This is a genomic window from Delftia sp. DT-2 (genome assembly GCF_028401915.1).
Lineage (GTDB): Bacteria > Pseudomonadota > Gammaproteobacteria > Burkholderiales > Burkholderiaceae_C > Comamonas > Comamonas tsuruhatensis.
Genome location: NZ_JAQOTI010000031.1, coordinates 1 through 22,169 on the forward strand (window position 1 = coordinate 1; position 22,169 = coordinate 22,169).

Annotated in this window: 22 protein-coding genes and 1 pseudogene; 13 read left to right on the forward strand and 10 right to left on the reverse strand. The window is 64.5% G+C overall.

Annotation, left to right across the window (positions count from 1 at the left end):
- Positions 1-71: 71 nt before the first annotated feature.
- The 3 genes from PO605_RS29990 to PO605_RS30000 form a co-directional block, all read right to left on the reverse strand.
- Positions 72-287, reverse strand: coding sequence for a BON domain-containing protein (locus PO605_RS29990; RefSeq protein ID WP_203400415.1), 216 nt, complete (start codon positions 285-287; stop codon positions 72-74).
- 100 nt (positions 288-387) lie between these two features.
- Entirely contained in the window at positions 388-2,043 is a 1,656-nt protein-coding gene (locus PO605_RS29995) for a Na+/H+ antiporter (protein WP_017405799.1), read from the reverse strand.
- A 75-nt stretch (positions 2,044-2,118) separates the two neighbouring features.
- The gene (locus tag PO605_RS30000) at positions 2,119-3,690 is read right to left on the reverse strand and encodes an oleate hydratase (RefSeq protein WP_017405798.1); all 1,572 of its coding nucleotides are present in this window, start codon (positions 3,688-3,690) and stop codon (positions 2,119-2,121) included.
- Between the two features lie 84 nt (positions 3,691-3,774).
- Between PO605_RS30000 and PO605_RS30005 the strand changes: the two genes are divergently transcribed.
- The gene (locus PO605_RS30005; RefSeq protein ID WP_146100200.1) at positions 3,775-4,035 is read left to right on the forward strand and encodes a hypothetical protein; all 261 of its coding nucleotides are present in this window, start codon (positions 3,775-3,777) and stop codon (positions 4,033-4,035) included.
- Between the two features lie 17 nt (positions 4,036-4,052).
- Here the strand turns inward: PO605_RS30005 and PO605_RS30010 are convergent, their stop codons facing one another.
- The 3 genes from PO605_RS30010 to PO605_RS30020 all read right to left on the reverse strand — a co-directional run bounded on the left by PO605_RS30010 (position 4,053) and on the right by PO605_RS30020 (position 6,359).
- Positions 4,053-4,760, reverse strand: a complete 708-nt coding sequence (locus PO605_RS30010; protein WP_017405796.1) for a VIT1/CCC1 transporter family protein — start codon at positions 4,758-4,760, stop codon at positions 4,053-4,055.
- A complete protein-coding gene (locus PO605_RS30015) occupies positions 4,757-5,326 on the reverse strand; it encodes a cytochrome b (protein ID WP_026062493.1) in 570 nt (189 codons plus the stop codon). The genes PO605_RS30010 and PO605_RS30015 overlap by 4 nt, the downstream gene beginning before the upstream one ends.
- Before the next feature lie 130 nt (positions 5,327-5,456).
- Positions 5,457-6,359 carry a hypothetical protein gene (locus PO605_RS30020; protein WP_017405794.1) on the reverse strand — a complete coding sequence of 301 codons (903 nt, stop codon included), beginning with the start codon at positions 6,357-6,359 and terminating at the stop codon, positions 5,457-5,459.
- A gap of 111 nt (positions 6,360-6,470) precedes the next feature.
- Here PO605_RS30020 and PO605_RS30025 point away from each other — a divergent pair, with 111 nt between their 5' ends.
- The 4 genes from PO605_RS30025 (at position 6,471) to PO605_RS30040 (ending at position 10,853) form a co-directional block, all read left to right on the forward strand.
- The gene (locus PO605_RS30025; protein ID WP_017405793.1) at positions 6,471-8,522 is read left to right on the forward strand and encodes a PAS domain-containing hybrid sensor histidine kinase/response regulator; all 2,052 of its coding nucleotides are present in this window, start codon (positions 6,471-6,473) and stop codon (positions 8,520-8,522) included.
- The gene (locus PO605_RS30030; RefSeq protein ID WP_017405792.1) at positions 8,516-9,358 is read left to right on the forward strand and encodes a response regulator; all 843 of its coding nucleotides are present in this window, start codon (positions 8,516-8,518) and stop codon (positions 9,356-9,358) included. The genes PO605_RS30025 and PO605_RS30030 overlap by 7 nt, the downstream gene beginning before the upstream one ends.
- Position 9,359: 1 nt before the next feature.
- Complete coding sequence (locus PO605_RS30035; protein WP_017405791.1) at positions 9,360-10,100, forward strand: Crp/Fnr family transcriptional regulator; 741 nt, start codon at positions 9,360-9,362, stop codon at positions 10,098-10,100.
- Between the two features lie 117 nt (positions 10,101-10,217).
- Positions 10,218-10,853 carry a response regulator gene (locus PO605_RS30040; protein WP_017405790.1) on the forward strand — a complete coding sequence of 212 codons (636 nt, stop codon included), beginning with the start codon at positions 10,218-10,220 and terminating at the stop codon, positions 10,851-10,853.
- 15 nt (positions 10,854-10,868) lie between these two features.
- On the opposite strand, the gene PO605_RS30045 is transcribed toward PO605_RS30040, so the two are convergent.
- The 3 genes from PO605_RS30045 to PO605_RS30055 all read right to left on the reverse strand — a co-directional run bounded on the left by PO605_RS30045 (position 10,869) and on the right by PO605_RS30055 (position 13,252).
- Positions 10,869-11,585: a Crp/Fnr family transcriptional regulator gene (locus PO605_RS30045; protein ID WP_017405789.1), complete on the reverse strand. Its 717-nt coding sequence runs from the start codon at positions 11,583-11,585 to the stop codon at positions 10,869-10,871.
- Positions 11,586-11,860: 275 nt separating this feature from the next.
- Complete coding sequence (locus PO605_RS30050; RefSeq protein ID WP_146100201.1) at positions 11,861-12,340, reverse strand: hypothetical protein; 480 nt, start codon at positions 12,338-12,340, stop codon at positions 11,861-11,863.
- A 108-nt stretch (positions 12,341-12,448) separates the two neighbouring features.
- Positions 12,449-13,252 (reverse strand): DeoR/GlpR family DNA-binding transcription regulator, encoded by an 804-nt coding sequence (locus PO605_RS30055; protein ID WP_017405787.1) that lies wholly within the window; start codon positions 13,250-13,252, stop codon positions 12,449-12,451.
- Positions 13,253-13,368: 116 nt separating this feature from the next.
- Here PO605_RS30055 and PO605_RS30060 point away from each other — a divergent pair, with 116 nt between their 5' ends.
- Genes PO605_RS30060 through PO605_RS30095 form a run of 8 tightly spaced genes read left to right on the forward strand, consistent with a single transcriptional unit; the run spans position 13,369 to position 20,665 of the window.
- Positions 13,369-14,082: an HAD family hydrolase gene (locus PO605_RS30060; RefSeq protein ID WP_017405786.1), complete on the forward strand. Its 714-nt coding sequence runs from the start codon at positions 13,369-13,371 to the stop codon at positions 14,080-14,082.
- Complete coding sequence (locus tag PO605_RS30065; RefSeq protein ID WP_017405785.1) at positions 14,075-15,217, forward strand: ABC transporter ATP-binding protein; 1,143 nt, start codon at positions 14,075-14,077, stop codon at positions 15,215-15,217. The genes PO605_RS30060 and PO605_RS30065 overlap by 8 nt, the downstream gene beginning before the upstream one ends.
- A gap of 9 nt (positions 15,218-15,226) precedes the next feature.
- Positions 15,227-16,099, forward strand: coding sequence for a carbohydrate ABC transporter permease (locus PO605_RS30070; protein WP_026062490.1), 873 nt, complete (start codon positions 15,227-15,229; stop codon positions 16,097-16,099).
- Positions 16,096-16,929, forward strand: coding sequence for a carbohydrate ABC transporter permease (locus PO605_RS30075; protein WP_026062489.1), 834 nt, complete (start codon positions 16,096-16,098; stop codon positions 16,927-16,929). The genes PO605_RS30070 and PO605_RS30075 overlap by 4 nt, the downstream gene beginning before the upstream one ends.
- A gap of 18 nt (positions 16,930-16,947) precedes the next feature.
- A complete protein-coding gene (locus PO605_RS30080; protein WP_017405782.1) occupies positions 16,948-18,210 on the forward strand; it encodes an ABC transporter substrate-binding protein in 1,263 nt (420 codons plus the stop codon).
- A 15-nt stretch (positions 18,211-18,225) separates the two neighbouring features.
- Complete coding sequence (locus PO605_RS30085; RefSeq protein ID WP_017405781.1) at positions 18,226-19,017, forward strand: phosphodiesterase; 792 nt, start codon at positions 18,226-18,228, stop codon at positions 19,015-19,017.
- An 18-nt stretch (positions 19,018-19,035) separates the two neighbouring features.
- Positions 19,036-19,839, forward strand: a complete 804-nt coding sequence (locus PO605_RS30090) for a PRC-barrel domain-containing protein (RefSeq protein ID WP_236658049.1) — start codon at positions 19,036-19,038, stop codon at positions 19,837-19,839.
- Positions 19,840-19,864: 25 nt separating this feature from the next.
- On the forward strand, positions 19,865-20,665 hold the full coding sequence (locus PO605_RS30095; RefSeq protein WP_082138174.1) for a DUF1269 domain-containing protein: 801 nt from the start codon (positions 19,865-19,867) through the stop codon (positions 20,663-20,665).
- Between the two features lie 9 nt (positions 20,666-20,674).
- Here PO605_RS30095 and PO605_RS30100 read toward each other — a convergent pair.
- A pseudogene (locus PO605_RS30100) lies at positions 20,675-22,054 on the reverse strand (ArsA-related P-loop ATPase); the annotation flags it as partial.
- Positions 22,055-22,169 lie beyond the last annotated feature (115 nt).

A 22,169-nucleotide genomic window follows, 5' to 3' on the forward strand; every position in this document is an offset into this window, starting at 1 on the left:
ATCGCAGATTTGAAAGTGAACAGGAAAGTCAATGAAATCAACGATCTACCAACACCACCTCCGCGCCAGTGCTAGCTTTTCGTACCGTCACTTATTGCACTGAAAACGAGGAGACCCCGCAGAGCTGCGTGCTCGGCTTCCCACTTCTCGTTGAAGCTGGCCACATGGCCGGCCAGCGTCACGATGCCGTCCTTGACCTCGACACCGATGGCTGCGGCGCCTACCGAAGGCTCCCACGCAAGTTCGGCCAGCACGTCGTGCTGGATCTGGCTATCGGTTTTGGTCATGACTGTCATCCTTGTTGGAAAGAGGCAGCTTGTGCGGCAACGGCCTCTGAGGTCTGTGCGCCAACGCACCTCCGCGGCGACGATGATTCGTCGGCAAGCGTCATCCCGCCTGCGCACCGCTGTAACGCGCCTCCTGGAGATCGATCTCGCGCACCATGCGCGCTTGCGTCGCGTCGCTGATCCGGTGGTCGTGGGCGCGCAGCAGAATTTCATCGCGCTCGGCACGCAGCCCGACCAGGCGCAGTTGGCTGTCGATGGCATCGGCTGCGTGCCGCCGGTCTGCGGCGCCAGCTTTGCCAGGATCCATATCGATTTGCTGCCGATAAAGTGCGATCAGACGGGACGCCGCTGCCGCGTAGACACCGGCGTCGACGCCGGCGCTTGTAGACGTTGGGAGCAAGCGAGCAAGCTGGGCACGTTCGATCGCACCGATGGCGGCTTCGGCTGCCCATGCTCTGGCCTGTTCCTCCTCGGCGACACGGGACGTCTCAGGCAACACCACGCCCCGCAGCGCGCGTGGCAGCAACACGGTGGCGACCAGAAGCGACATCAGGATGACACCGGCCGCTAGAAAAATGGCCAGATCGCGGCCCGGAAAGGGTGTGCCGTCGCTCAGCGCCAAAGGCAAGGTGAGCACGCCTGCCAGCGTGACGGCGCCCCGCACGCCCGCCACCGACATGGCAGCCACCACACGCCACCGCTGGCCGTGGGACGTCTGCACGAGGGACTGCATGCCCAGGTAGGCGACCTTCATCGATGCCCAGACCCACGCGAAGCGCAGCGCAGCCAGGGCGATGACGATGCCCAGCACATACACACCGAGCCACCACGGGTTGTGATGTCCCGTTATTCGTACGGTCTCGCCCGCACCGGCGAGGATCGACGGAATCTGCTCGCCCAGGAGCACGAACACACTGCCGTTGGCCAACAGCTGCAACGTGTCCCATACTGCCGTGCGCCGGATGCGCGTGACCGCCTGCCAGTGCGCATGTGGACTGTGGCCCATCGTGATGCCGGCCGCGACGGCGGCCAGAATGCCCGAGCAATGCAGGGCTTCGGCCAGCAGGTACACGCCAAAGGGAATCAACACGCTCGCAAGGATCTGCGCGCCGCCGTCGTCGCCCACCAGCACTGACGGCGACGACGAGCGCGCACGTGTCACCAGCCAGGTCACGGCGAACCCGACGCCCAACCCACCCGAGGCGACCCACAGGAAGTCGAGCAGCGCCTGCGAGAGTCCGAACGACCCCGTGAGCGCGGCGGCGACGGCGAATCGCATGCACACGAGGCCCGAGGCGTCGTTGAAGAGCGCTTCGCCCTCGAGGATGCGGCGCATGCGCAATGGAAGCGGCGTCTGGCCCGCGATGGCCGACACGGCGATCGGGTCGGTCGGCGAGATCACGGCCGCCAGCGCGAACGCCACCGGCAGCGGCACCGCGGGGATCAACCAATGGATCAGCAGCCCGATGCCAAGCACCGTGAAGACCACCAGCCCCAATGCCAGCGTGACGACGGTCGGCGCATCGCGCCGGAGGTCGTCCTTGGGGATGCGCCATCCGTCGAGGAACAACAGTGGAGGCAGCAACAGAAGGAAGAACACATCCGGGTCGAGCGCCACGGACGTGAGGCCCGAATAGAACACGCCGCATCCGAGCGCGATCTGGATCAGCGGCACCGGCAGGCGCACGGCTCGGGCGATCAGACGGCTGGCAACGACGGCCAGCAGCATGATCAGAACGAGACGTGTCGCATCCATGTCGTCGGCGGGTAGGCCTCGGCTATCGCGACACTATCGAGCAGCGATTCGCACTGACCGGACTCGCACTCGGGCTCACTCGAATGCCTTGACCAAGGCCTCGAACTCCGCCTTGATCGATCTGTCGTGGCGCGTGACGGGCGGGATCTTGCGGTCGATGTGCAGCAGTTCATAAACGGCCGTCTGCGCCGCCCGCACCGAGTACTCGACGGTGAAGACCACATCGTCCGCCAGCTCCACGAACTGGCTGACGAATGCAAGGTTTTGGGAGCCTGCGGGCACCGGCAGCGGCCGATCGCCGGGCATGCGCGGCATGAACATGCTGGTGATGTAGGGCATGCGGCAGGGAATGCAGTTGCCCGTCTCAACGGTCGAGAGGTCGAAGCGCAGGTGGCCGCAGAGTTCCTGAAGGATCTCCGCCCCATTGCACTGCTCCATCGGCTTCGGCACGAAGTTGCCGACCCGGTCTGGCAACAGGCCGTAGCCCCAGAACACCTGCACGTCCGCCGGCTGGTCGATGAAGTGCGGCTGGTGGGCCAGCACGATCGACATGAGCCAGTTCGAATCCTTGAAGGTCACCAAGCCGCCGGTGCCCGCCTCGTTGCCGCTGAACTGCGCCATCGCATCGAAGAATTCGGGGTTCTGCAGCGTGACGGTGAACGACTCCCAGCAGGACTGCGCGATGCAGCTGTTGAAGGCCCCCGGGTTGCTGAAGCCGGGCCGGTTCGTTGCCAGGTTCTCCCACAGCGTCCAGCCGCCCCCCTCCGTCTTGCTGCGTTGCGGCGGTGCCTCGCTCATCGAACCGAGGCTGGACGAATCGGTCATGGAGCCGTTCTGAAGAAACACCAGGTCGCCGTCTCCCACCGCGATGCGCGCGGATTGCCCCTGATGCGTCGTGTGAATGCCGGTCACCACCAGGCGGTCTTCACGGGTGGTGTGGTCGAGCATGGTCACCATGCAGTCCATCACGAAGTGGACGCCCTGCCCCTCCAGCCAGGCCTGCAACGGACGCACCAGCGAGTCGTATTGGTTGAAAACCGTCCGCTTGACACCCCCGAGGGTCTCGATGCGAGAAAACTCCAGCACGAAGCGATGCAGGTAACGCCTGAACTCGACCGCGCTGTGCCAGGGCTGGAACGCGAAGGTCGTCACCCACATGAACCAGAACTCGGTTTCGAAGAAAGCTGGCGACAACCAGTCGGTGATCCGGCTGGCGCCCATCGTGGCTTCATCGGCGGTGCTGAGCTTGAGGAGCTCCAGCCGGTCCTGCATGGAGAAGCCCATCGACTTCACCGGCACCTTGGCACGCCGTCGATCGACCAGACGCGCCATCGCATGCGACTTGTGCTTTTCGTTGAATGCGAGCGTCTCTTCGAACACGGTGGTAACGCGCTCGCCGAGCGCGGGGATCGTCTTGAACAGGTCCCAGGTGCATTCGTAGTTGTCGGTGGTCAGCATCCGCCCTCCGCGCAGCGAGTAGCCCTTCACGGGATCGCCTGCGCCGTCGAGGCTGCCGCCCGCCACCGGACCGGCTTCGAAGATCGTGATGTGATCGCCCGGGATGTGGCCGTCGCGAACCATGAAGGCGGCCGCGGCCAGCGAGCCGATGCCGCTCCCGACGAGATAGGCTTCGGGTGGAGTAGTCATGGCCTGGAGGCTAGTGGGCCGGGCAGCGCCAGGTCTGTGCGCTGGCGAACGGAAAGAATGGCCGGCCGCGGCGAACATGCGCACATGCCTGATCCACACACGCCCCCGTCGACCACGCCGGCACAGCCGCTGACGATGCACAGTGCCCGCATCACCGCGGCGATGCGCTATCGGGGGGACGATGGCCGGCATCGCACCATCCCCAAAGGCCCGTGCCTGATCGAGAAGATGGAGGGTCCGGTGGTCGAAGTGATCTGGGGGGCGAAGGGCCAGAACTGCACCATGCTCCCGCTGAACGACGTGGAAGGCGCGGCAGCCCGCGGCGACCTGGTTCTGCTGGACTGACGCCTGGGCCTGCGTCGTCAGACCGCGGCGCCGAAGAGTGCGCCGACACCCCAGGTGATACCGAGGGCCAGCGCACCCCAGAACGTGACCCGCCACGCCCCGACGACCATGCCGGCGCCGCCGACGCGCGCCGCCACCGCGCCGAGACCCGCCAGGAACACCAGCGTGCTGCCGCACAGCCAAGGCATCAACGCGTCATGGGGGGCCAGCATGACCACCCCCAACGGCAGCGCTGCACCGGCCGCAAAGCTGCTTGCGGAGGCCAGCGCGGCCTGCACCGGCCGAGCGCTCAGCACGGTCGAGATGCCGAGTTCATCGCGCGCATGCGCGCCGAGCGCGTCGTGCGCCATCAGTTGCTGTGCGACCTCTTTCGCGAGCGTGGCATCGAGACCGCGGCGCACATAGATGGCCGCCAGTTCGCGGTGCTCGGCAGCCGGCTCGGTCTGCAGTTCGACGCGTTCCCGCTCGAGGTCGGCCTTCTCCGTGTCGGCCTGCGAGTGAACCGAAACGTATTCTCCGGCGGCCATCGACATGGCCCCGGCCACCAGCCCGGCGATCGCCGTGGTGAGGATGCTTCCGTGGCTGGCATGGGCCGCCGCTACGCCGGCCACCAGACTGGCCGTCGACACAATGCCGTCGTTGGCACCCAGCACGGCTGCGCGCAGCCAGCCGACACGGTCGGTGCGGTGGCGTTCCCTGTGGGCGCGGCTGCGTGGGGATGTCACCGGTTGCCTCCGTTCTTTCGCCGTGATGCCAGCATGCGCACCAGCGTGTTGTCGTGCCGCAGGTAGTGATGCGCCAGCGCCGCTGCGGCGTGCAGACCCATCAGGAAGTAGCCGATCGTCGCCAGCGTTTCGTGCAGCGCCTTGACCTGGCTGGCCAGTGCTTCGTCGGGCGCCATCAGCGCAGGCAGTGCTGCGCCAAAGAGCAGGATGGGCTTTCCCGCCGCGCTGAGCGTGAGCCAGCCGAGGATAGGCATCGCGATGAGGAACGCATAGAGCGCGACGTGCCCTAGCCGTGCGAGCAACCCTTGCGTCGCCGATAACGCCGGAACAATGGGCGGCGCCGCACCCGCCGTCCAGCGCACCGCGAGACGCGCGGCCACAGTCAGAAGAACGCAGAGGCCCAAAGAGAAGTGAAGGGCTTTCATGCTGGCGCGCAAGCTACTTCCCTCCGGTGCCCAGCCGCGAAGTTCCATGCATGCATAGACCGCGGCCAGCAGCAGCGCTGTCAACCAATGCATGTCGATGACGGCGCTGCTGAATGCTTTGCTTGTGTTTTTCAGGTTCATTGTCTCTTCCGGAGATTGCGCCGCGCGGAGTCTCACAGCGGCTTGCCTTCGCAATGCGCACGCGTCTCCTTGCGTCCTTCTCACATTGACGCAAATCGGCCACGCCGACCGTCTGCCAGCGCACAGAGCATCACGGCAACGGCAACGGCAACGGCGCAGGCGACCAGTCCGGGCGCGTGTCGCGCTGGCTGTCGACAACGACGAGATAGCGCCCGGCATCGCTGATCGGCCGTCGATCCTGCGCCAGCACCCAAGGTGGCGTTCCTTCGGCCAGGGCGGACGCGCTCGCTGCCGTTTCATAGTCGGCATCGAGCACACCGAAATGATCGAGCAGCCGGTTGAGCGCCGCTGGAATCCGGATGCAGCCCTTGGACTGCACGCTCCCCAGCTTGTGCTCCGCCAGCACCGGGTCGGTCGCATGCATCTGAAGCCGCATGGTGCTGTCACCGCCCTTGCCCCAGCCTCGCCGGGCCTTCTGCCAGCCCAGGTCGTACACCCGCATCCCCTTGGCACCATAGCCGCGGAACCCGAACTCGTTTCGAGTGCCTTCCGCGCGGAAGTCGGGGTTGGAAAGCGAATGATCGAACACGCCGAGCGGCGTCTCGAAGTGATCGAACTGCCCGACCCGACCCGTCGACACCGGTGAGGCACCGATCAGGAGGGCTGGCTCGCCCAACGCAACCCAATAGACCAGGATGGCCTGCACCTGCGGACTGCGGTCGACCACCGCAACGTACTGCGAACCCAGCAATGGCACACCTGCGCGCTGAAACTGCTCGCGTGCGAGTTCGGCGTAATGCAGAACCGCATCCGGCGGAAGGTCGAGCCGCTGCGGGACCTGTTCGCGGTAGGCCACGCTGAGTTCGGCCGGTTGCGCGACAGCGGTGCCAGCGCATGCGAGCGACGCCAGGACGAACAGTGCCGGTCGCAGGGCGAAAAAAAGACGTTGTGCGGTCTGCTTCACGGGTGCTGCATGGCGACTCGCCATGCACTGGATGGAGGAGACCGGAGCATTCCCGATGGGCACATCCATGACTGTCTGCCAGCGCACACACGCCGTCGCGTGCAGCCAATGCGCCCTATGTGCCCTAACGCACCGACGCCGCGCGGCCAGCCTGCAACCCTGTCCGGCTCAGGAAACCCAATGCCCCCAAAGAATCAGTCCGACGCCCTCCGCCAGGCCGCCGCACTCCAGGCCGCCATCTTCAACAGCGCGATGTTCTCCAAAATCGCCACGGATGCGAACGGTGTGATCCAGATTTTCAACGTGGGCGCGGAACGCATGCTCGGCTATACCGCTGCTGAAGTCATCGACCGCATCACGCCCGCAGACATTTCAGACCCGGCAGAACTCATCGCTCGGGCCAAGGCCTTGAGCATCGAGCTGTCGACGCCGATTGCTCCGGGGTTTGATGCGCTGGTCTTCAAAGCCGCCCACGGCATCGAAGACATCTACGAACTGACTTGCATCCGCAAGAACGGCAGCCGCTTCCCCGTCGTGGTCTCGGTCACGGCACTGCGCGACGCCGATGAAGCGATCATCGGCTACCTCCTTATTGCAACGGACAACAGTGCACGCAAGCAGGCCGAGGCGGCCAAGCGCGAGCACGACGCCCTGCTGCAAACGATCCACCTGCACTCCATCGTCTCCGTGACCGACCGGTCTGGACGCATCGTCGAGGTCAACGACGGCTTTTGCCTGATCTCTGGCTACAGCCGGGCCGAGCTCCTTGGTCAGACGCACCGCATCGTCAATTCGGGTGTGCAGAGCGAGACATTCTGGATCGACATGTGGCGCAGCATCACCGCGGGCGAACGCTGGCGAGGAGAGATCTGCAATCGTGCGAAGGACGGATCGCTCTACTGGGTCGACAGCGTCATCGCCCCTTTCCTCGACGAAGCGGGACAGACCCAGAAGTACATCTCCATCCGCACCGATGTCACCGCTCGCATGGAAGCTGCGCAAGCCCGGCTGCTCATGAATGCCGACCTGGCGCATGCCAAGCAAGTTGCCGAGAAGGCGAACCTGGCGAAGTCGGAGTTTCTGTCGAGCATGAGCCACGAGTTGCGCTCGCCGCTGAACGCGATTCTCGGCTTCGCGCAGCTGCTGGATAGCGGCTCACCCGCCCCCACACCGCCGCAGAAAGAGAGCATCGATCAGGTGCTGGTTGCCGGGTGGTATCTGCTGGCGCTCATCAACGAGATCCTGGATCTGTCGCTGATCGAATCCGGCAAGCTGTCACTGTCTCCGGAATCGATGGCGCTGGCGGACGTCCTGACCGACTGCCAGGCGATGATCGAGCCGCAAGCCCGCAAGAGCGGTATCGCCGTGATGTTTCCGGGGCTCGCCTGCCCTCATTTCGTCAAGGCTGACCGAACCCGGGTCAAGCAGGTGTTGGTCAACCTGTTGTCCAACGCGATCAAGTACAACCGACCGGGCGGTTCGGTGAAGATCGCATGCCACGACGCTGGCACGGGGCGTGTGCGGGTGACGTTCGAAGACACCGGCCCAGGCCTGCCTCCTGAAAAGCTGGCCCAGCTGTTCCAGCCCTTCAACCGGCTGGGCCAGGAATCCGGCACGGAGGAAGGCACCGGCATCGGCCTGGTGGTCAGCAAGCGCCTGATCGAGCTGATGGGCGGCGCCATCGGCGCCATGAGCACCGTCGGGGTCGGCAGCACGTTCTGGATCGAACTGGACGCGGCGGCCGCACCTGAACTCGGGTCCGACTTTGCAAGACTCGAGCCCCTTCCTCGCGCCCGAGGCGACGCAAACGCGCCCCGCCAGACCTTGCTCTGCGTGGAGGACAACCCGGCCAACCTGCTTCTGATCGAGAAGCTGATCGCCCGCCGCCCCGACATCCGCCTGCTCAGCGCCAGGGACGCGGAGCGCGGCATCCAGATCGCGCGCAGCCGCCAGCCCGACGTGATCCTGATGGACATCAACCTGCCGGGCATGAGCGGCCTCGAGGCCCTGCGTGCGTTGGCCGGTGACGCGCGAACCTCCTGCATGCCTGTGATCGCGCTCAGCGCGAACGCGATGGCCCGGGACATCGAGAAGGGGCTCGAAGCGGGCTTCTTCCGCTACCTCACCAAACCCATCAAGGTCGACAAGTTCATGGAAACGCTTGATTCGGCGATGACGGCGGCGCGGAGCCGTGCTGCCGCAACGGCCATCCCTGGAGACACATCATGCTGAACCCACACGACGTGCTCGATGCGCGCATCCTCATCGTCGACGACGAACCCGCCAATGTGCAACTGCTGGAGCGTGTGCTCGCCGAAGCCGGGTACACCAACGTCGTTGCCACGATGTCGTCAAGGGATGTCGAGACACTGCACCACGACAGCCCGTTCGACCTGATCCTGCTGGACCTGCAGATGCCGGAAATGGACGGATTCGAGGTCATGGACAGGCTCGACACGGTGGCGACCAACGGCTATCTGCCGGTGATCGTGCTCACGGCCCAGCCGGGACACAAGTTGCGTGCGTTGCAAGCCGGCGCGAGAGACTTCATCAGCAAACCCTTCGACCTACTGGAGGTGAAGACGCGCATCCACAACATGCTGGAAGTGCGGCTGCTCTACAAGGAGCTGGCGCGCTACAACGAGGTCCTCGAGCAGACAGTGCGCGAGCGCACGGCGGCGCTGGCGGAAAGCGAGGCGCGCTATCGGCGCCTCACGCAGCTGGCGTCCGACTGGCACTGGGAGGAAGACGGGGAAGGCCGGTTGCTGAACCTGTCGGGACCGGCGATGGAGATGCTCGGACTGCCCGTGGAAGCCCCACCCGGCGCTGCACTGTTCATGGCGGCAACGGGCTGGGACGAGACGCAGCGCGAGGCGCTGCGCAAGCTCATCGCCAATCGCCAGCCCTTTCTGGATTTTGTCTTTTCGCGCGCTGGCGCCGATGGCGTTCGACAACACTTTCGCGTGAGCGGGGAGCCCATCTTCGACGAATCGTGCCGCTTCGTCGGCTACCGCGGCATCGGGGTCGAGTTTGCCGAGGATGGCATCCACCCGATCGCGAGCCGCTAGCGTGGACACCTTCCATGACCCGCGGAAGAACCACCTGCTGGCCGCCCTGCCCCCACCGGACTTTGCCGCCATCGCCGCCTCCCTGGAACCCGTGACGCTCCGTCTCGGAGACGCCCTCTACGCATCTGGCGTGCCGTTGCAGCACGCCTATTTCCCCGGGACGGCCATTGTCTCGCTGCACTACGTGACGACCTCGGGTGCATCGTCCGAGACGGCAGGCGTCGGCCATGAGGGGGTGGTGGGTGTCCCCCTCTTCATGGGCGGCGGCAGCACGCCGGGGTCCGCCGTGGTGCAGACCGCCGGCTTGGCGTTTCGGCTGAGCCGCACCGTACTGCAACGCGAGTTTGACCGCGCAGGCGCGCTGCAGCGGCTGCTGTTGCGCTACACGCAGGCGCTCATCGCGCAGACCACGCAGACCGCCGCGTGCAACCGCTATCACTCGGTGGAGCAGCAACTGTGCCGTTGGCTGCTGCTGACGCTCGACCGCATCCCTTCAGGCGAACTGACCATGACGCAGGAGCTGATCGGTTCCATGCTGGGCGTGCGACGCGAAGGCATCACCGAAGCCGCCGGCAAGCTGCAGGCTGCCGGGCACATCCGGTACCGACGCGGCCACATCGCAGTGCTCAACCGCGCCGGGCTCAATGCCCGCGCCTGCGAATGCTATGGCGTGGTGAAAAAGGAGACGGGCCGGCTCATGGTCTCGACCCATCACCATGATGCGTCCAGCAATCACCCGTGAGATCCCCTGAATGCCGGTCTCCTTCGCTTTCGTTCGGCAGCGTACAGACTGTGCTGCGTGTCACGCCGACAGTGGCACCCTGCCCCGCCTTCGCGGTTGGCGCTCACGAAAGCTCACATGATCGAAATCGCCATCCTGGACCCACATCCGGTGGTTCGCGCGGGTCTTCGCCGACTGGTTGCCGAGCACACCGACCTCAGGATCGTCGGGGAGGCCAGGTTGCCCGCCGATGCGATGGAACGGGTCACAGGCACGATGCCACCGGACGTTCTGATCCTCGATCTTCCCGCACCAGGACAGCTCGGTTTCGACACGCTGGCGTCCCTCCACGTTGCTGCGCCGAAGGTCAGCATCCTGCTGTTCACTGCGCACCCCGCAGAGCACTACGCGCTCGAGTCGCTGCGACAAGGTGCACGTGGCTACCTGAACAAGAACTGCGCGCCGAGCGAACTCATCATGGCCGTTCGGACACTGGCCATGGGCCGCCGGTACTTCTCGGCGGAAGTGACCGAACTGCTGCCAACGCAGCTGCATCGAGGCCGTGGTTGCGCGGCGCATGAGCAGCTGTCCGAACGCGAGTTCCAAGTCTTCTGCCAACTGGCCAAGGGGGAAACCGCCAGCACAATCGCCATGGGACTGGCGTTGTCCGTCAAGACCGTCAGCACCTACCGCACCCGCCTGATGGAGAAGCTCAACCTGTCCACCAATAGCGATCTGACCTACTACGCGATCAACAACCGGCTCATCGCCTGATGCTGCGCGCTTGCATCAATGCGCCGTTCGATCGGGCAGCAGCCGGTCGTATTCATTCTTGACCACGGCATAGCACTCGCAACTGCGCTGCTCGATGCCGGCCCGATCCAGCACCTCGATGCGCCCACGCGCGTACTGGATCAGCCCGGCCTTCTGCAGCTTCAGCGCGCCTTCCGTCACGCCCTCCCGGCGCACGCCAAGCATGTTGGCGATCAGCTCCTGGGTCATGATCAACTCGTTGCCCTGCAACCGGTCGAGGCTGAGCAACAGCCAGCGGCACAGTTGCTGGTCCAGCGTGTGGTGGCGGTTGCACACGGCCGTCTGCGCCATCTGGGTGATCAGCGCCTGCGTATAGCGAAGCAAGAGGTGAAGGACCGGCGCTCGATTGAACTCGTCCTTCATCGCGGCCGCGCTCAACCGATAGGCACGCCCGGCGCTTTGGACGACAGCGCGACTGGTCGTGGATTCACCCCCCATGAACAGTGAGATGCCCAAGACGCCTTCGTTCCCGACCACTGCGATCTCCGCCGAGGCGCCGTTCTCCATCACGTAAAGCAGCGAGACGATCGCGGTGGTCGGGAAGTACACGTGGCTTTGCACCCCACCGGACTCGTACAGCACTTTCCCGAGCGGCAAGGAGACGGGCTCGAGCTGTGGAAGCCACCGCGACCACTCCGCCTCGGGCAGTGCGGCCAGCAAATGGTTCTTCTTCGGTTGGTCGATGGTCGGCATTCGAGGTTCCAGTCAAGAGGATCGTTTGAACGATCGAAATATCGTCGAGCCGGGGTGGCTCGAAGATTCCCCCTGATCTGTTCGCTGGCGAACTTATAGCCGTGCTGGCGACCAGCCGGTGCAGGGATTTGCCTGCATTTTTCGCGGTGTCGCAAATCGCAAGCGATCGTTGTCTATCTCGGTATTAAGTGCGCTACCGAACAGACGATTTCTCCCGGTTCGGGCGATGTCGACGATGTGGATGTCGGTGAGGAGGAATCAAGCGCCAGAGCAAGTCAGTTTCTCCAACTGAATGTCGAACAATCTTCGTGTGGCACCTTGTTGAACACCGTCAGCACCGTGCTGCGTTGGTTGCTCCGATCGTCGACGGAGGCCCGCAACGTCAATCGCCCCCGACGACGTATCGCACACACCGACCCCAGCACGACCTCCAGCAGCGCCTCTTCCAGTGCGTCCCTGTCGACCGTCCACGCAGAACACGCTCGGTCGACGTCCACAGCGACGTCAACGCAACCGTCGAAGGTGTGCCTGAGGCGGTGGGCAAAGGAGCAGAGAAACGGCAGCACCTCGACGGACACAGGACGCAACGTCCTGCATTCGGCGATCGAAAGCAGCACGGCGGCACAAGCGTCATCGTCGTGCGCACCCGCCGAGAACCTGACCCCCCTCTGCTTCTGCAGCGGCTCGTTCATCGCCTGCGCGGACGCGGAGCCTCCCGTGGCAGGGGTTGGAGGCGGTGACAGCAATGCGTTCATGGCGGGTCGGAGATGGGCGTTGGCGTTCATCCTCGGGCCGGATCGTGCACATGTCTGTACGCTGGCGAACGGAAACCGTTGGCCGGTCAGGGGATGACGGTTTGCGTCCTAGTGACCATTCTCCTCGGCGTGAGCCACCAACACCTCCACACCGGCCTTCTCCAGTGAATGTCGCACCTCATCGGTGATGCCATCGTCGGTGAACACGCGCGCGACCTTGTCGAGATGCGTGATCCTGAAAATGGCCTGCGCCTTGAATTTGGAGGAGTCGACGAGGACATTGACGGACTGGGCGGCGTCCACGAAGGCTCGGTTCATCACGGCCTCCTCCGGTGTCAACATGCCGATGCCCCCGCTCGCGGAGATGCCGTGGACGCCGAGGAAGGCCGCTCTCACGGTGATGTTCTCGAAAGCACCTGTCTCGAGGCGACCGACACTCGTCATCTTCTGAAAATCCACGGTACCGGGCAATAGATGCACCGTGGCGTTTCTGCTCTTGGCCAACTCCATCGCGACGGTGAGTCCGTTGGTCACGACGTGAAGATGGTGGTGACCTCGCAGCGCTTCCGCGAGGTGTCGGCAGGTGGTCCCACCGTTGACCAGGATGCAATCACCGTCCGACACGGATTGGGCTGCGAGTTCTGCGATGGCTCGTTTCTCGCGGTAGTTTTCCCTCTCCCGCTCCGCGTAGCTCACGCTCTCGTAACGCGCCCAACCCTCCGCATACACCTCGTTGCCGGGAATCGCCCCTCCTCGCGTGCGGGCCAGCACACCCCGCTCCTGCAATTCGATGAGGTCGCGCCGCACGGTGATGGGCGAGGTCTGAAAACGCTCAGCCAGCACGCTGACTTCGACGACGCCCCCTCCTTGCAACAGGGCGACGATTTCTTTCTGGCGAGCTGCTTTGAGCATCTGTTTTCTTGCATCTCAGGACGGTTGACGCGCGAGGTGTGCGCGTGATCGGTGCGGAAACTGTACCGCCCGTATTTGTCACGAGTTTGACTCATCATGTTCGTAACATCCAGTTCATGAACACTAACGATCAAATACGAACAGTCGTCTTTGATGTCGATGGAACCCTTTTCGACACCCTTCCCTCCCTCGCAGCGGCGGCCAATGAGGTACTTGTGCTGGCCGGATTGCAGGCCATCGAGCCGCAGCATCTTCGTCCGGCCTTGAGCCAGGGCATCACCGCCCTCTTCCAGAGCGCGCTCCGGCTTCAGACAGCGTCTGTGCCACTCGCGCTGGCCTCGCGCCTCGAGAAGGCCTTCCAGCAACGCTATGCATCGCACTGGCTGCACAAAGCGGTGGCATACGACGGTGCTCTCGAGCTTCTGTCGATGCTTCGTTCGCAGGGCATCGCCCTGGGGATCTGCACGAACCGCGATCAGGACTCGACACGCACGCTGCTGGACAAGGCAGCACTCACCGGCTTCTTCGATGTGATCGTCGGCCTGGGCGATGCCGAGCATCCCAAGCCGGACGCCGCGCCGTTGCACCTCGCACTCACCCAACTGGGCGCGACGCCGCAGACGGTTCTCTTCGTCGGGGACTCCGGCATCGACGCGGCATGTGCCCAGGCCGCCGGCGTACGGCTGGCGGCTCACCTGGGCGGCTACGCGGCCAACCCCGACGACTTGCGCCCGTACGTCGTCGCGTTTTCGGACTACGCGGAATTCCACAGCTGGATGGCCGCCCGGACATCGACTCAGTCAACGGCGGAGACGACTCACCATGTCTGACATCCAGATCTCGGGCCTGACCAAGCGCTTCGGCAGCGCTGCCGTTCTTCAGGAACTCGACCTGACCGTGCGCGACGGCGAATTCCTCACCCTGCTCGGCGCATCCGGTTGCGGCAAGTCCACCTTGCTGAAGCTGATCGCCGGCCTGGACACGCCCGACACGGGCACGATCCGCATGGGAGACCGCGACCTGCTCGCCCTGTCGCCCAGCGCGCGGGACTGCGCGATGGTGTTCCAGTCCTATGCGCTGTACCCCCACATGACAGTCCGCGAGAACATCTCGATGCCACTGGTGATGCGTGGCCTCGGATTCTGGGGTCGCCTGCCGGGGGCACGCCTGGTGTCCCCCGGGGTGCGGCGACGGCTCGCCGACATCCATGCCAGCGCGCAGGAGGTCGCACGACGACTCGCCATCGACGGATTGCTCGATCGCAAGCCGGCGCATCTCTCAGGCGGCCAGCGCCAACGCGTTGCCCTGGCGCGTGCGATGGTTCGCCACCCTTCCGTTTTCCTGTTCGACGAGCCCCTCTCGAACCTGGACGCCAACCTTCGGCATGCGCTGCGCGCCGAAATCCGCCAGCTTCACGACCAGTTGGGCGTGACGTTCATCTACGTCACCCACGATCAACATGAAGCGATGTCCATGTCGGACCGTGTCGCGGTCATGCGCGAAGGCCGCATCCTTCAGGTCGCGCCACCCGAAGATCTGTACATGCGACCCCGAAGCCTCGAAGTCGCGCGATTCGTCGGCGCGCCGCGGATCAACGTCGTGCCGGGCGAGATCCTCGCCAACGGCGAGATCCATTGCCTGGCGCAACGCATCGCGGCTACCCCGGGGAACAGCGGACCCTGCCATGTCGCCTTCCGGCCCCAGGCGGTCACCTTGGCGAGGGCGCCTGGCCTCACCGTGCGCGGCGTGGTCGGCCATGTGGAATATGCGGGCACCGAATTGATGGCCACGCTGACCCTGCCGAGCCAGGGCGAGGCCTGCATCGTGTGCCTCCCGGCCGGCACGGCTGCGCGCGCAGGGGCCGAGTTCGAGGTCACGGTCCCGTGGGAAGCGCTGCATGTCTTCGACGCAGGCGGTCAGCGCCTGTCGATCGATCGATGCGACGTCCTGGCCCGGGTTGCCTGAAAGCCGACGATGCGCATCCATCCCCTCTCCACAGCGTCGCTTCTCGCACCCGCGGGACTTCTTGCGACGGTTCTGCTGTTCATCCCCGTGCTGGCCGTCGTTCTGATGTCGCTGACCGATTGGCAGTTCGGCGCGACCACGCTGAACTGGGTCGGCCTGCAGAACTACGCCGAACTCTGGTCGGACGCGGTGTTCCGCAAGTCCGTCGCCAACACCCTCGTCTACCTTGTTCTCGTCACCGGGGGCTCGATCGTGCTGGGCCTGAGCCTCGCGCTGTTGATCGAGTCCGATCGGTCGGGACGCGGCTTCTACCGAACCGCCTTCTTCATGCCGGCCGCGTCGACGCTGATCGCCATGGCGGTCGTGTGGGAGTTCCTGCTGCATCCGAGCGCCGGGCTCGTGAATCACCTGCTGATGCAGGTCGGCCTCTCGCCCCAGAACTGGCTCAACGACCGGCGGCTCGCGCTGTACTCGCTCGCCGCGATCGGCATCTGGCAGATGTCGGGGCTGGCATTGGTGTTCTTCCTGGCCGGCTTGCAGGGCATTCCTCGCGACGTGCGCGATGCGGCAGAACTCGACGGCATCGAACGCCCCTTCGATCGCTTCCGCTTCGTCACCTGGCCGTTGCTGGGCCCCACCACCCTGTTCGTCATCACCGTGTGCGCCATCCGCGCCCTGCAGGTCTTCGACACCGTGCATGTGCTCACGAAGGGCGGGCCGAACAAGGCCACCGAGGTGCTGCTCCACACGATCTACACCGAAGGTTTCAGCTTCTTCCGCATGGGCTACGCCAGCGCCATGACGGTCGTCTTCATTGCAGGCATCTTCCTCTTGACCCAGATCCAGCACGCCGCGCTGGAGCGCCGGACGCACTACGCATGAAACGTCCTTCTCCTTCCTTTCGGATCCTTCGCCACGGGGTCCTGATGGCCGTGGCGCTCGTCTTCCTGATGCCCTTCATCTGGATGGTGCTGACCTCGCTCAAGCCCGCCGACGAAATCTTCGGCAGCGAGATCCATCTCTTTCCGACGCGCTTTGCCGCGGTCGAGAACTACACCCTGGCGCTGACCAAGGTCCCCTTGCTGCGCTACCTGTGGAACGGCGTTCTCGTCTGCGCGGGGATCCTGGTGCTTCAGATCCTGGTGGCGCTGCCTGCCGCCTACGCCTTCGCCAAGCTGTCGTTCCGCGGCAAGCCGTGGGCATGGCGCCTGGTGATGCTTGCGCTCATGGTGCCGTACCAGGCCACGGCCATCCCACTCTACGTGATGCTGTACCACGCAGGTCTGCTCGACACGATGGGCGCGCTGATCCTGCCTTTCAGCGTGTCGGCGTTCGGCATCTTCCTGATGCGGCAGTTCTTTCGCACCGTGCCCGACGACCTGATCCATGCCGCGCGGCTGGACGGCATGGGTGAGCTGGAGATCGTCTGGCGCGTGATGCTGCCCACCGCCATGCCCGCCTTGCTGGCGTTCTCGATCTTCTCGGTGGTCTGGCACTGGAACGACTATTTCTGGCCCCTCCTGGTCATCAATTCACCCGATCTGGCGACACCGCCATTGGGAACCATGTTCTTCCGCAATGAGGAAGCAGGCAGCGCGTTCGGTCCTTTGATGGCCGGCACGGTGCTGATCACGGCGCCGCTGGTGCTGTTGTTCGTCGTCGCGCAAAAGCGCTTCATCGAAGGTGTGACGCTCACCGGCGTCAAGGGTTAAACCGCAAGGAATCAAGCAATGAAACAACTGTTCAAAAAAACCGCCGCCCTGACCATGTTGATGGCCGCAGGCCTGGCACAGGCTCAGCAACCGACCGAGATCGTCGTCGACTACGCCTACGCCGATCTTTTCAAGGAGGTCCATGAATCGATCGCGAGAGACTTCATGGCGAAGTTCCCCCAGTACAAGGTCACGTTCCGCGCGCCCAACTCCGACTACGAGGTCTCCGCGCAACAGGTCTTGCGCCAGGCCGTGACGGGCCAGCTGCCCGACGTGTCCTATCAGGGCCTCAATCGTCAGCGCGTGTTTGCCGACCGCGGGCTCGCCGTCGACCTCACACCCTTCATCAAGGCAGAGAAAGGCTGGGCCGGGATGGGCTACGACCAGGCGCTGCTGTCACTGGGGCAGGTCAAGGGTCAGCAGGTTGGCATCGGCTTTGCGCTGTCCACACCCGTCATCTACTACAACGCCGACCTGATGCGCAAGGCGGGCGTGGAGCCCGATCGCTTCCCGACGACCTGGGAAGCCATCATGAATGCGGCCAAGAAGTCGAAATCGGCAACCCCCGGCACGGACAGCCTGCACGTCGAGTGGGACATCACCGGCAACTGGATGTGGCAGGCGCTGGTCTTCAGCAACGGCGGCACCATGTTGACCGCCGACGAGAAGAAGGTGGCATTCGACGGCCCCGCAGGCAAGGCTGCCATTCAAACCCTCGAGCAGCTCGTCAAGCAAGGCGAGATGCGCAACATCGCCTATTCGGCCGCCTGGCAGGACTTCGTGAGCGGCAAGCTCGCGGTACTGGCGACGACCACGGCGCGCCTGGGCAGCATCACGAAGCAGGTCGGCGGCAAGTTCGAGATTCGCACCGCCCGCATGCCCGTGGCCAAGGACGGCCGCCTGCCGGCCGGCGGCAATGCAGCGATGATGTTTTCCAAGGATTCTGCCAAGCAGGCCGCTGCCTGGGAATACATCAAGTTCGCCACCGGCCCGCTGGGTGCGACGACCATGGTGAAGGCGACCGGCTACTTCCCGGCCAACACGCTGCCGGCGAACGACCCGAAGCTCCTTGCGCCCTTCTACCAGGCGAACCCCAATCACTTGACCGCCATCGCGCAGATGCCGGTTCTCACGGGCTGGTATGCGTTTCCGGGTGACAACGGCTTGAAGATCACCGATGTGATCAAGGATCATCTGCAGACCGTGGTCTCGCAAGAGGTGCAGCCCGCCGTCGCCCTCACCGACATGAGCAAGGCGGTCCAGGCACTGCTGCCGCGCTGATCGCCAGGCACGACCATGCTCAAGTTCATCCACATCACGGACATCCATCTTGTCGAGCAGGGTCGTGCCCTCTACGGGCATGACCCCGGCAAACGGTTCGAGCGCTGCATCGACAGCGTGATCGCCGAGCACGCGGACGCATCGTTCTGCGTGATCACGGGCGACCTCGCACATGTCGGGCACGCGGACGCCTACCGCCAACTGTCGGAGCAATGTGCGCGGCTGCCGATGCCCGTTCATCTGATTCTCGGCAACCACGACAGCCGGCCCAATTTCCGGGAACGCTTCCCAGAGGTGGGCGTGGACAACAACGGGTTCGTCCAGTACGAAAAAGCCGTCGGCAAGTTCAGAGCGCTGTTTCTCGACACCAACGAACCGGGAACGCATTCCGGCGTCTTCTGCGAGCAGCGGGCGAACTGGCTTTCTCAGCGTCTGGCGGAGGGCGATTCGCCGGTGCTGCTGTTCATGCATCATCCGGCCTTCCACCTCGGCATCCCGGTCATGGACCGGATCGGCCTGGTCGACAACGAATGGTTGCTGACGGCGTTGAAGGGCCACGAGCACCGCGTCAAGCACTTGTTCTTCGGCCACATTCATCGCCCCATCTCGGGCAGCTGGCGCGGCATCCCGTTCTCGACATTGCGCGGAACCAACCACCAGGTGGCGCTGCACCTTCGGGAATCGGAAGACATCCCGGGCAGCTTCGAGCCGCCACAGTACGGCGTCGTGCTGCTCGACGAGGATTCGGTGCTCGTGCACCTGCATGACTTTCTCGATCGCAGCGAGCGATTCTGGTTGGGCGCATAGCCCAAATACAGGGCCGGCATGCTCAGCGTCAACGGCCAGCAACCGAAGCTGGCGCCTTGGACGTTGCAGTGCGCCAGCGCACAGACCCACGCTTCATGGCTTTGTAAAACCGCGTTGAAGCATCTCAACCAACGAAAGAAGTCCATGAAGAAAACTCTCCTGTTCGCAGCGCTCGGCATTGCCGGCATGCTCACGACACTGACCGCCGCTACCGCCCAGGTCGCAGGTTCCACGACCACCATCGGTGTCACCATCACCGAGACCGATCACCTCGCACTTGGATGGAGCGTGAAGAAGGGGATTCTCGGCAAGACGGTCTACAACGATGCAGGCACCAAGATCGGAAAGGTGCAAGACCTGATCATCGACCCCGAGCGCAACGTGTCGTACGTCATCATCGGTGCGGGTGGGTTCGTGGGCCTGGGACAGCACGACGTGGCCGTGCCGATCGCGCAGATTCGCGACGAGGCCGGCAAGATCGTGATGCCGGGCGCCACCAAGGAGGCACTGAAGGCGTTGGCGCCCTTCAACTACGCGAGTGATACCACCCGACGCGACCGGTTCGTGGCAGAGGCCGATCGCGGCATCGCTTCGGCGAAGCAGGAGATGGCCGTTCTCGACAAGAAGGCGTCGAACGCAGCGGGCGACGTGAAGGCCAAGCTCGACCGCCAGAACGAAAACCTGCGGGTCGATCTGCGAAGCGCCGAAGACAAGCTGTCCAAACTGAACCGCGCAGGCGTGGCGCACTGGCGCACGTTCGAGGGCGACGTGAGTGCCGCCATGGCGCGGCTGAAGAAATCGGTCGGCGACGCCACCGGCTGATCTTTTCAATCCACCGGAACAAGACATGAACCGAATGATCGTGGTCGTTTTCGACAATGAAGCGAGCGCCGAGGCAGCGACGCGTGCCTTGCGTCATCTCGACGATGAGGGAGATATCACCTTGTACGCCCTTGGCGTCATCGCCAAGGACCTGGACGGCACCGTGAAAGTCAAGAAGACGCCGGATTCCTTCGCGCTCGGCGCAGGCACGGGCCTGGCCGTTGGCGGACTGATCGGCCTGCTCGGCGGGCCGCTGGGCGTCGTGGTCGGCGCAGCGACCGGTTCGTTGCTGGGCACCGTGCGCGACTACTGGGTGGCGGGCGTGGCACTGGACTTCGTCGAAGAGGCTTCGAACTTCCTTCAGCCTGGCAAGACCGCCGTGGTTGCAGAGGTCGAGGAGGAGTGGGCCACCCCGATCGATGCCGCCATGCGCGCGCTGGGCGGTGTCGTCATCCGGCGTGCCCGCATCGACGCCTTGCAGGCACAGTTCGACGCAGACATCGTTGCGGTCAAGACCGAGATCGCGCAGCTCGAGGCAGAAGGCAAGCATGCAAGCAGGACAGCGCAGCAGCACCTGGTCACCAGCCTTGCGGCCGCGCACGCTGATTTGGCCAAGACGAAGCAGAGCGCAACGCACAAACTGTCCGTGTTCAAGCAGGAGACGGATGCCCGGGTCCGCGCCATCGAAGTGCAGGTCGGGAAGGCTCGGGGCGATGCACGTTCGCGGATCGAGGCCAGGCTGGAGCGGGTACGCAGCGCCTACGTTGAGCGCACAGCAAAACTCAGTCAGGCCTGGGGACTGGCCAAGGAAGCGCTGAGCACCTGAGGCGGACGTTCACCTCGACCGCGTCGCCTCCGCTGTCGGCGACGCCACCATCCTGCCCAGCTCAGGGATGCCAATGGGCGGGCGGGTCAGCCATGGCACGACGAAGCTGCGCCGGGCCAGCCCTGCTGCCATGCGCGCCATCTGCCTGCGTTCGCCAACCAGTCGTGCTGCCAGCAAGGGGTCGTGGGTGCCGGCGGCCAGCACGCTCCTGTTGAGCACCCAGGCATAGGGCTCGATGCCGGCGCGGCGCAAATCGTCCTGCAGTGCTGCAGCCTGCGACACCGGCGTCACTTCGGGCAGCGTCACCAGAATGATCTTGGTGTACGCACCGTCTTGAAGCCGCATCAGGGGCGTCACGACGTGCCCGGCGTTCTTGCCTTCGAACTCTTGCATCATCTGGCGGTGGTAGGCGCCAGTGGCGTCCATCAACAGCAGCGAGTGCCCCGTGGGGGCCGTGTCCAGCACCACGAAGGCACTGCGTGCTTCGCTGACGATGCGCGAGAAGGCGTGGAACACGGCCACCTCCTCGGTGCAGGGCGAGCGCAGGTCTTCCAGAAGCAGCGCTCGCTCCTGGTCGTCCAGACTCGGCGACTTGGCTGCCATGATCTTGTCGACGTAGCGCTGCGTCTCGACCTTGGGGTCGATGCGGTCCTGGCGCAGACCCGGCAAGTCACCCGCCAGCGTGCCCGCCAGATGCGCTGCCGGATCGGTGGTGCTCAGGTGCACGGTCTTGCCGCGCTGCACCAGCCCCAGGGCCAGCGCCGCAGCAATGGTGGTTTTGCCGACGCCCCCTTTGCCCATCACCATGATCAGCCCATGGCCGACGGCGGCGAGTTCATCGGCCAAGGTCGCCAGGTCATGGCCGGCAGCGATCGGCTCGGCGGCGATCGGGGGGGCCACGGCGACCGCCGCTTGCTCGGTTGAAAGCAAGGCACGCAAGGCCGGCAAGCCGACCGTGTCGATGGCTCGCAACGGAATCATGTCCTGGGGAAGCGCCTGCAAAGAAGTCGGCATGTCTTTCAATGCCTGCTGACCCAACGCCTCGATGGCAACCGCCACGGCATCGCTGCGGTCGCCGGCGTGGAACACACCGTTGATGGCCAGGCGCTGGTTGTGCAGGCCGAGCGCATTCAACTCTTCGCAACTGCGCGCTGCCTCGGCCATGGCGCCCTTGTCCGCACGCGTGACCAGGATCACCGTCGTCTGGGCGGGATCGGTCAATGCCGCCAGCGCCGCCTTGAAACGCTCCTCCTGCATCTTCAGGCCCGAATGCGGGCCGAGGCAAGAGGCGCCGCGGTCGTTGCCTGCTAGGAAGCCGCTCCAGGCTTGCGGCAGGCTCAACAGCCGCAGGGTGTGGCCGGTGGGTGCCGTGTCGAACACGACGTGATCGGGGTCTCCTCGTTTTCAGTGCAATAAGTGACGGTACGTGTCGCATCCCGTACGATCATATGGTCGCTTGTGAAACAGGTGCGGGTGGGTCTGGTACCAATCTTTCATGGCCTGC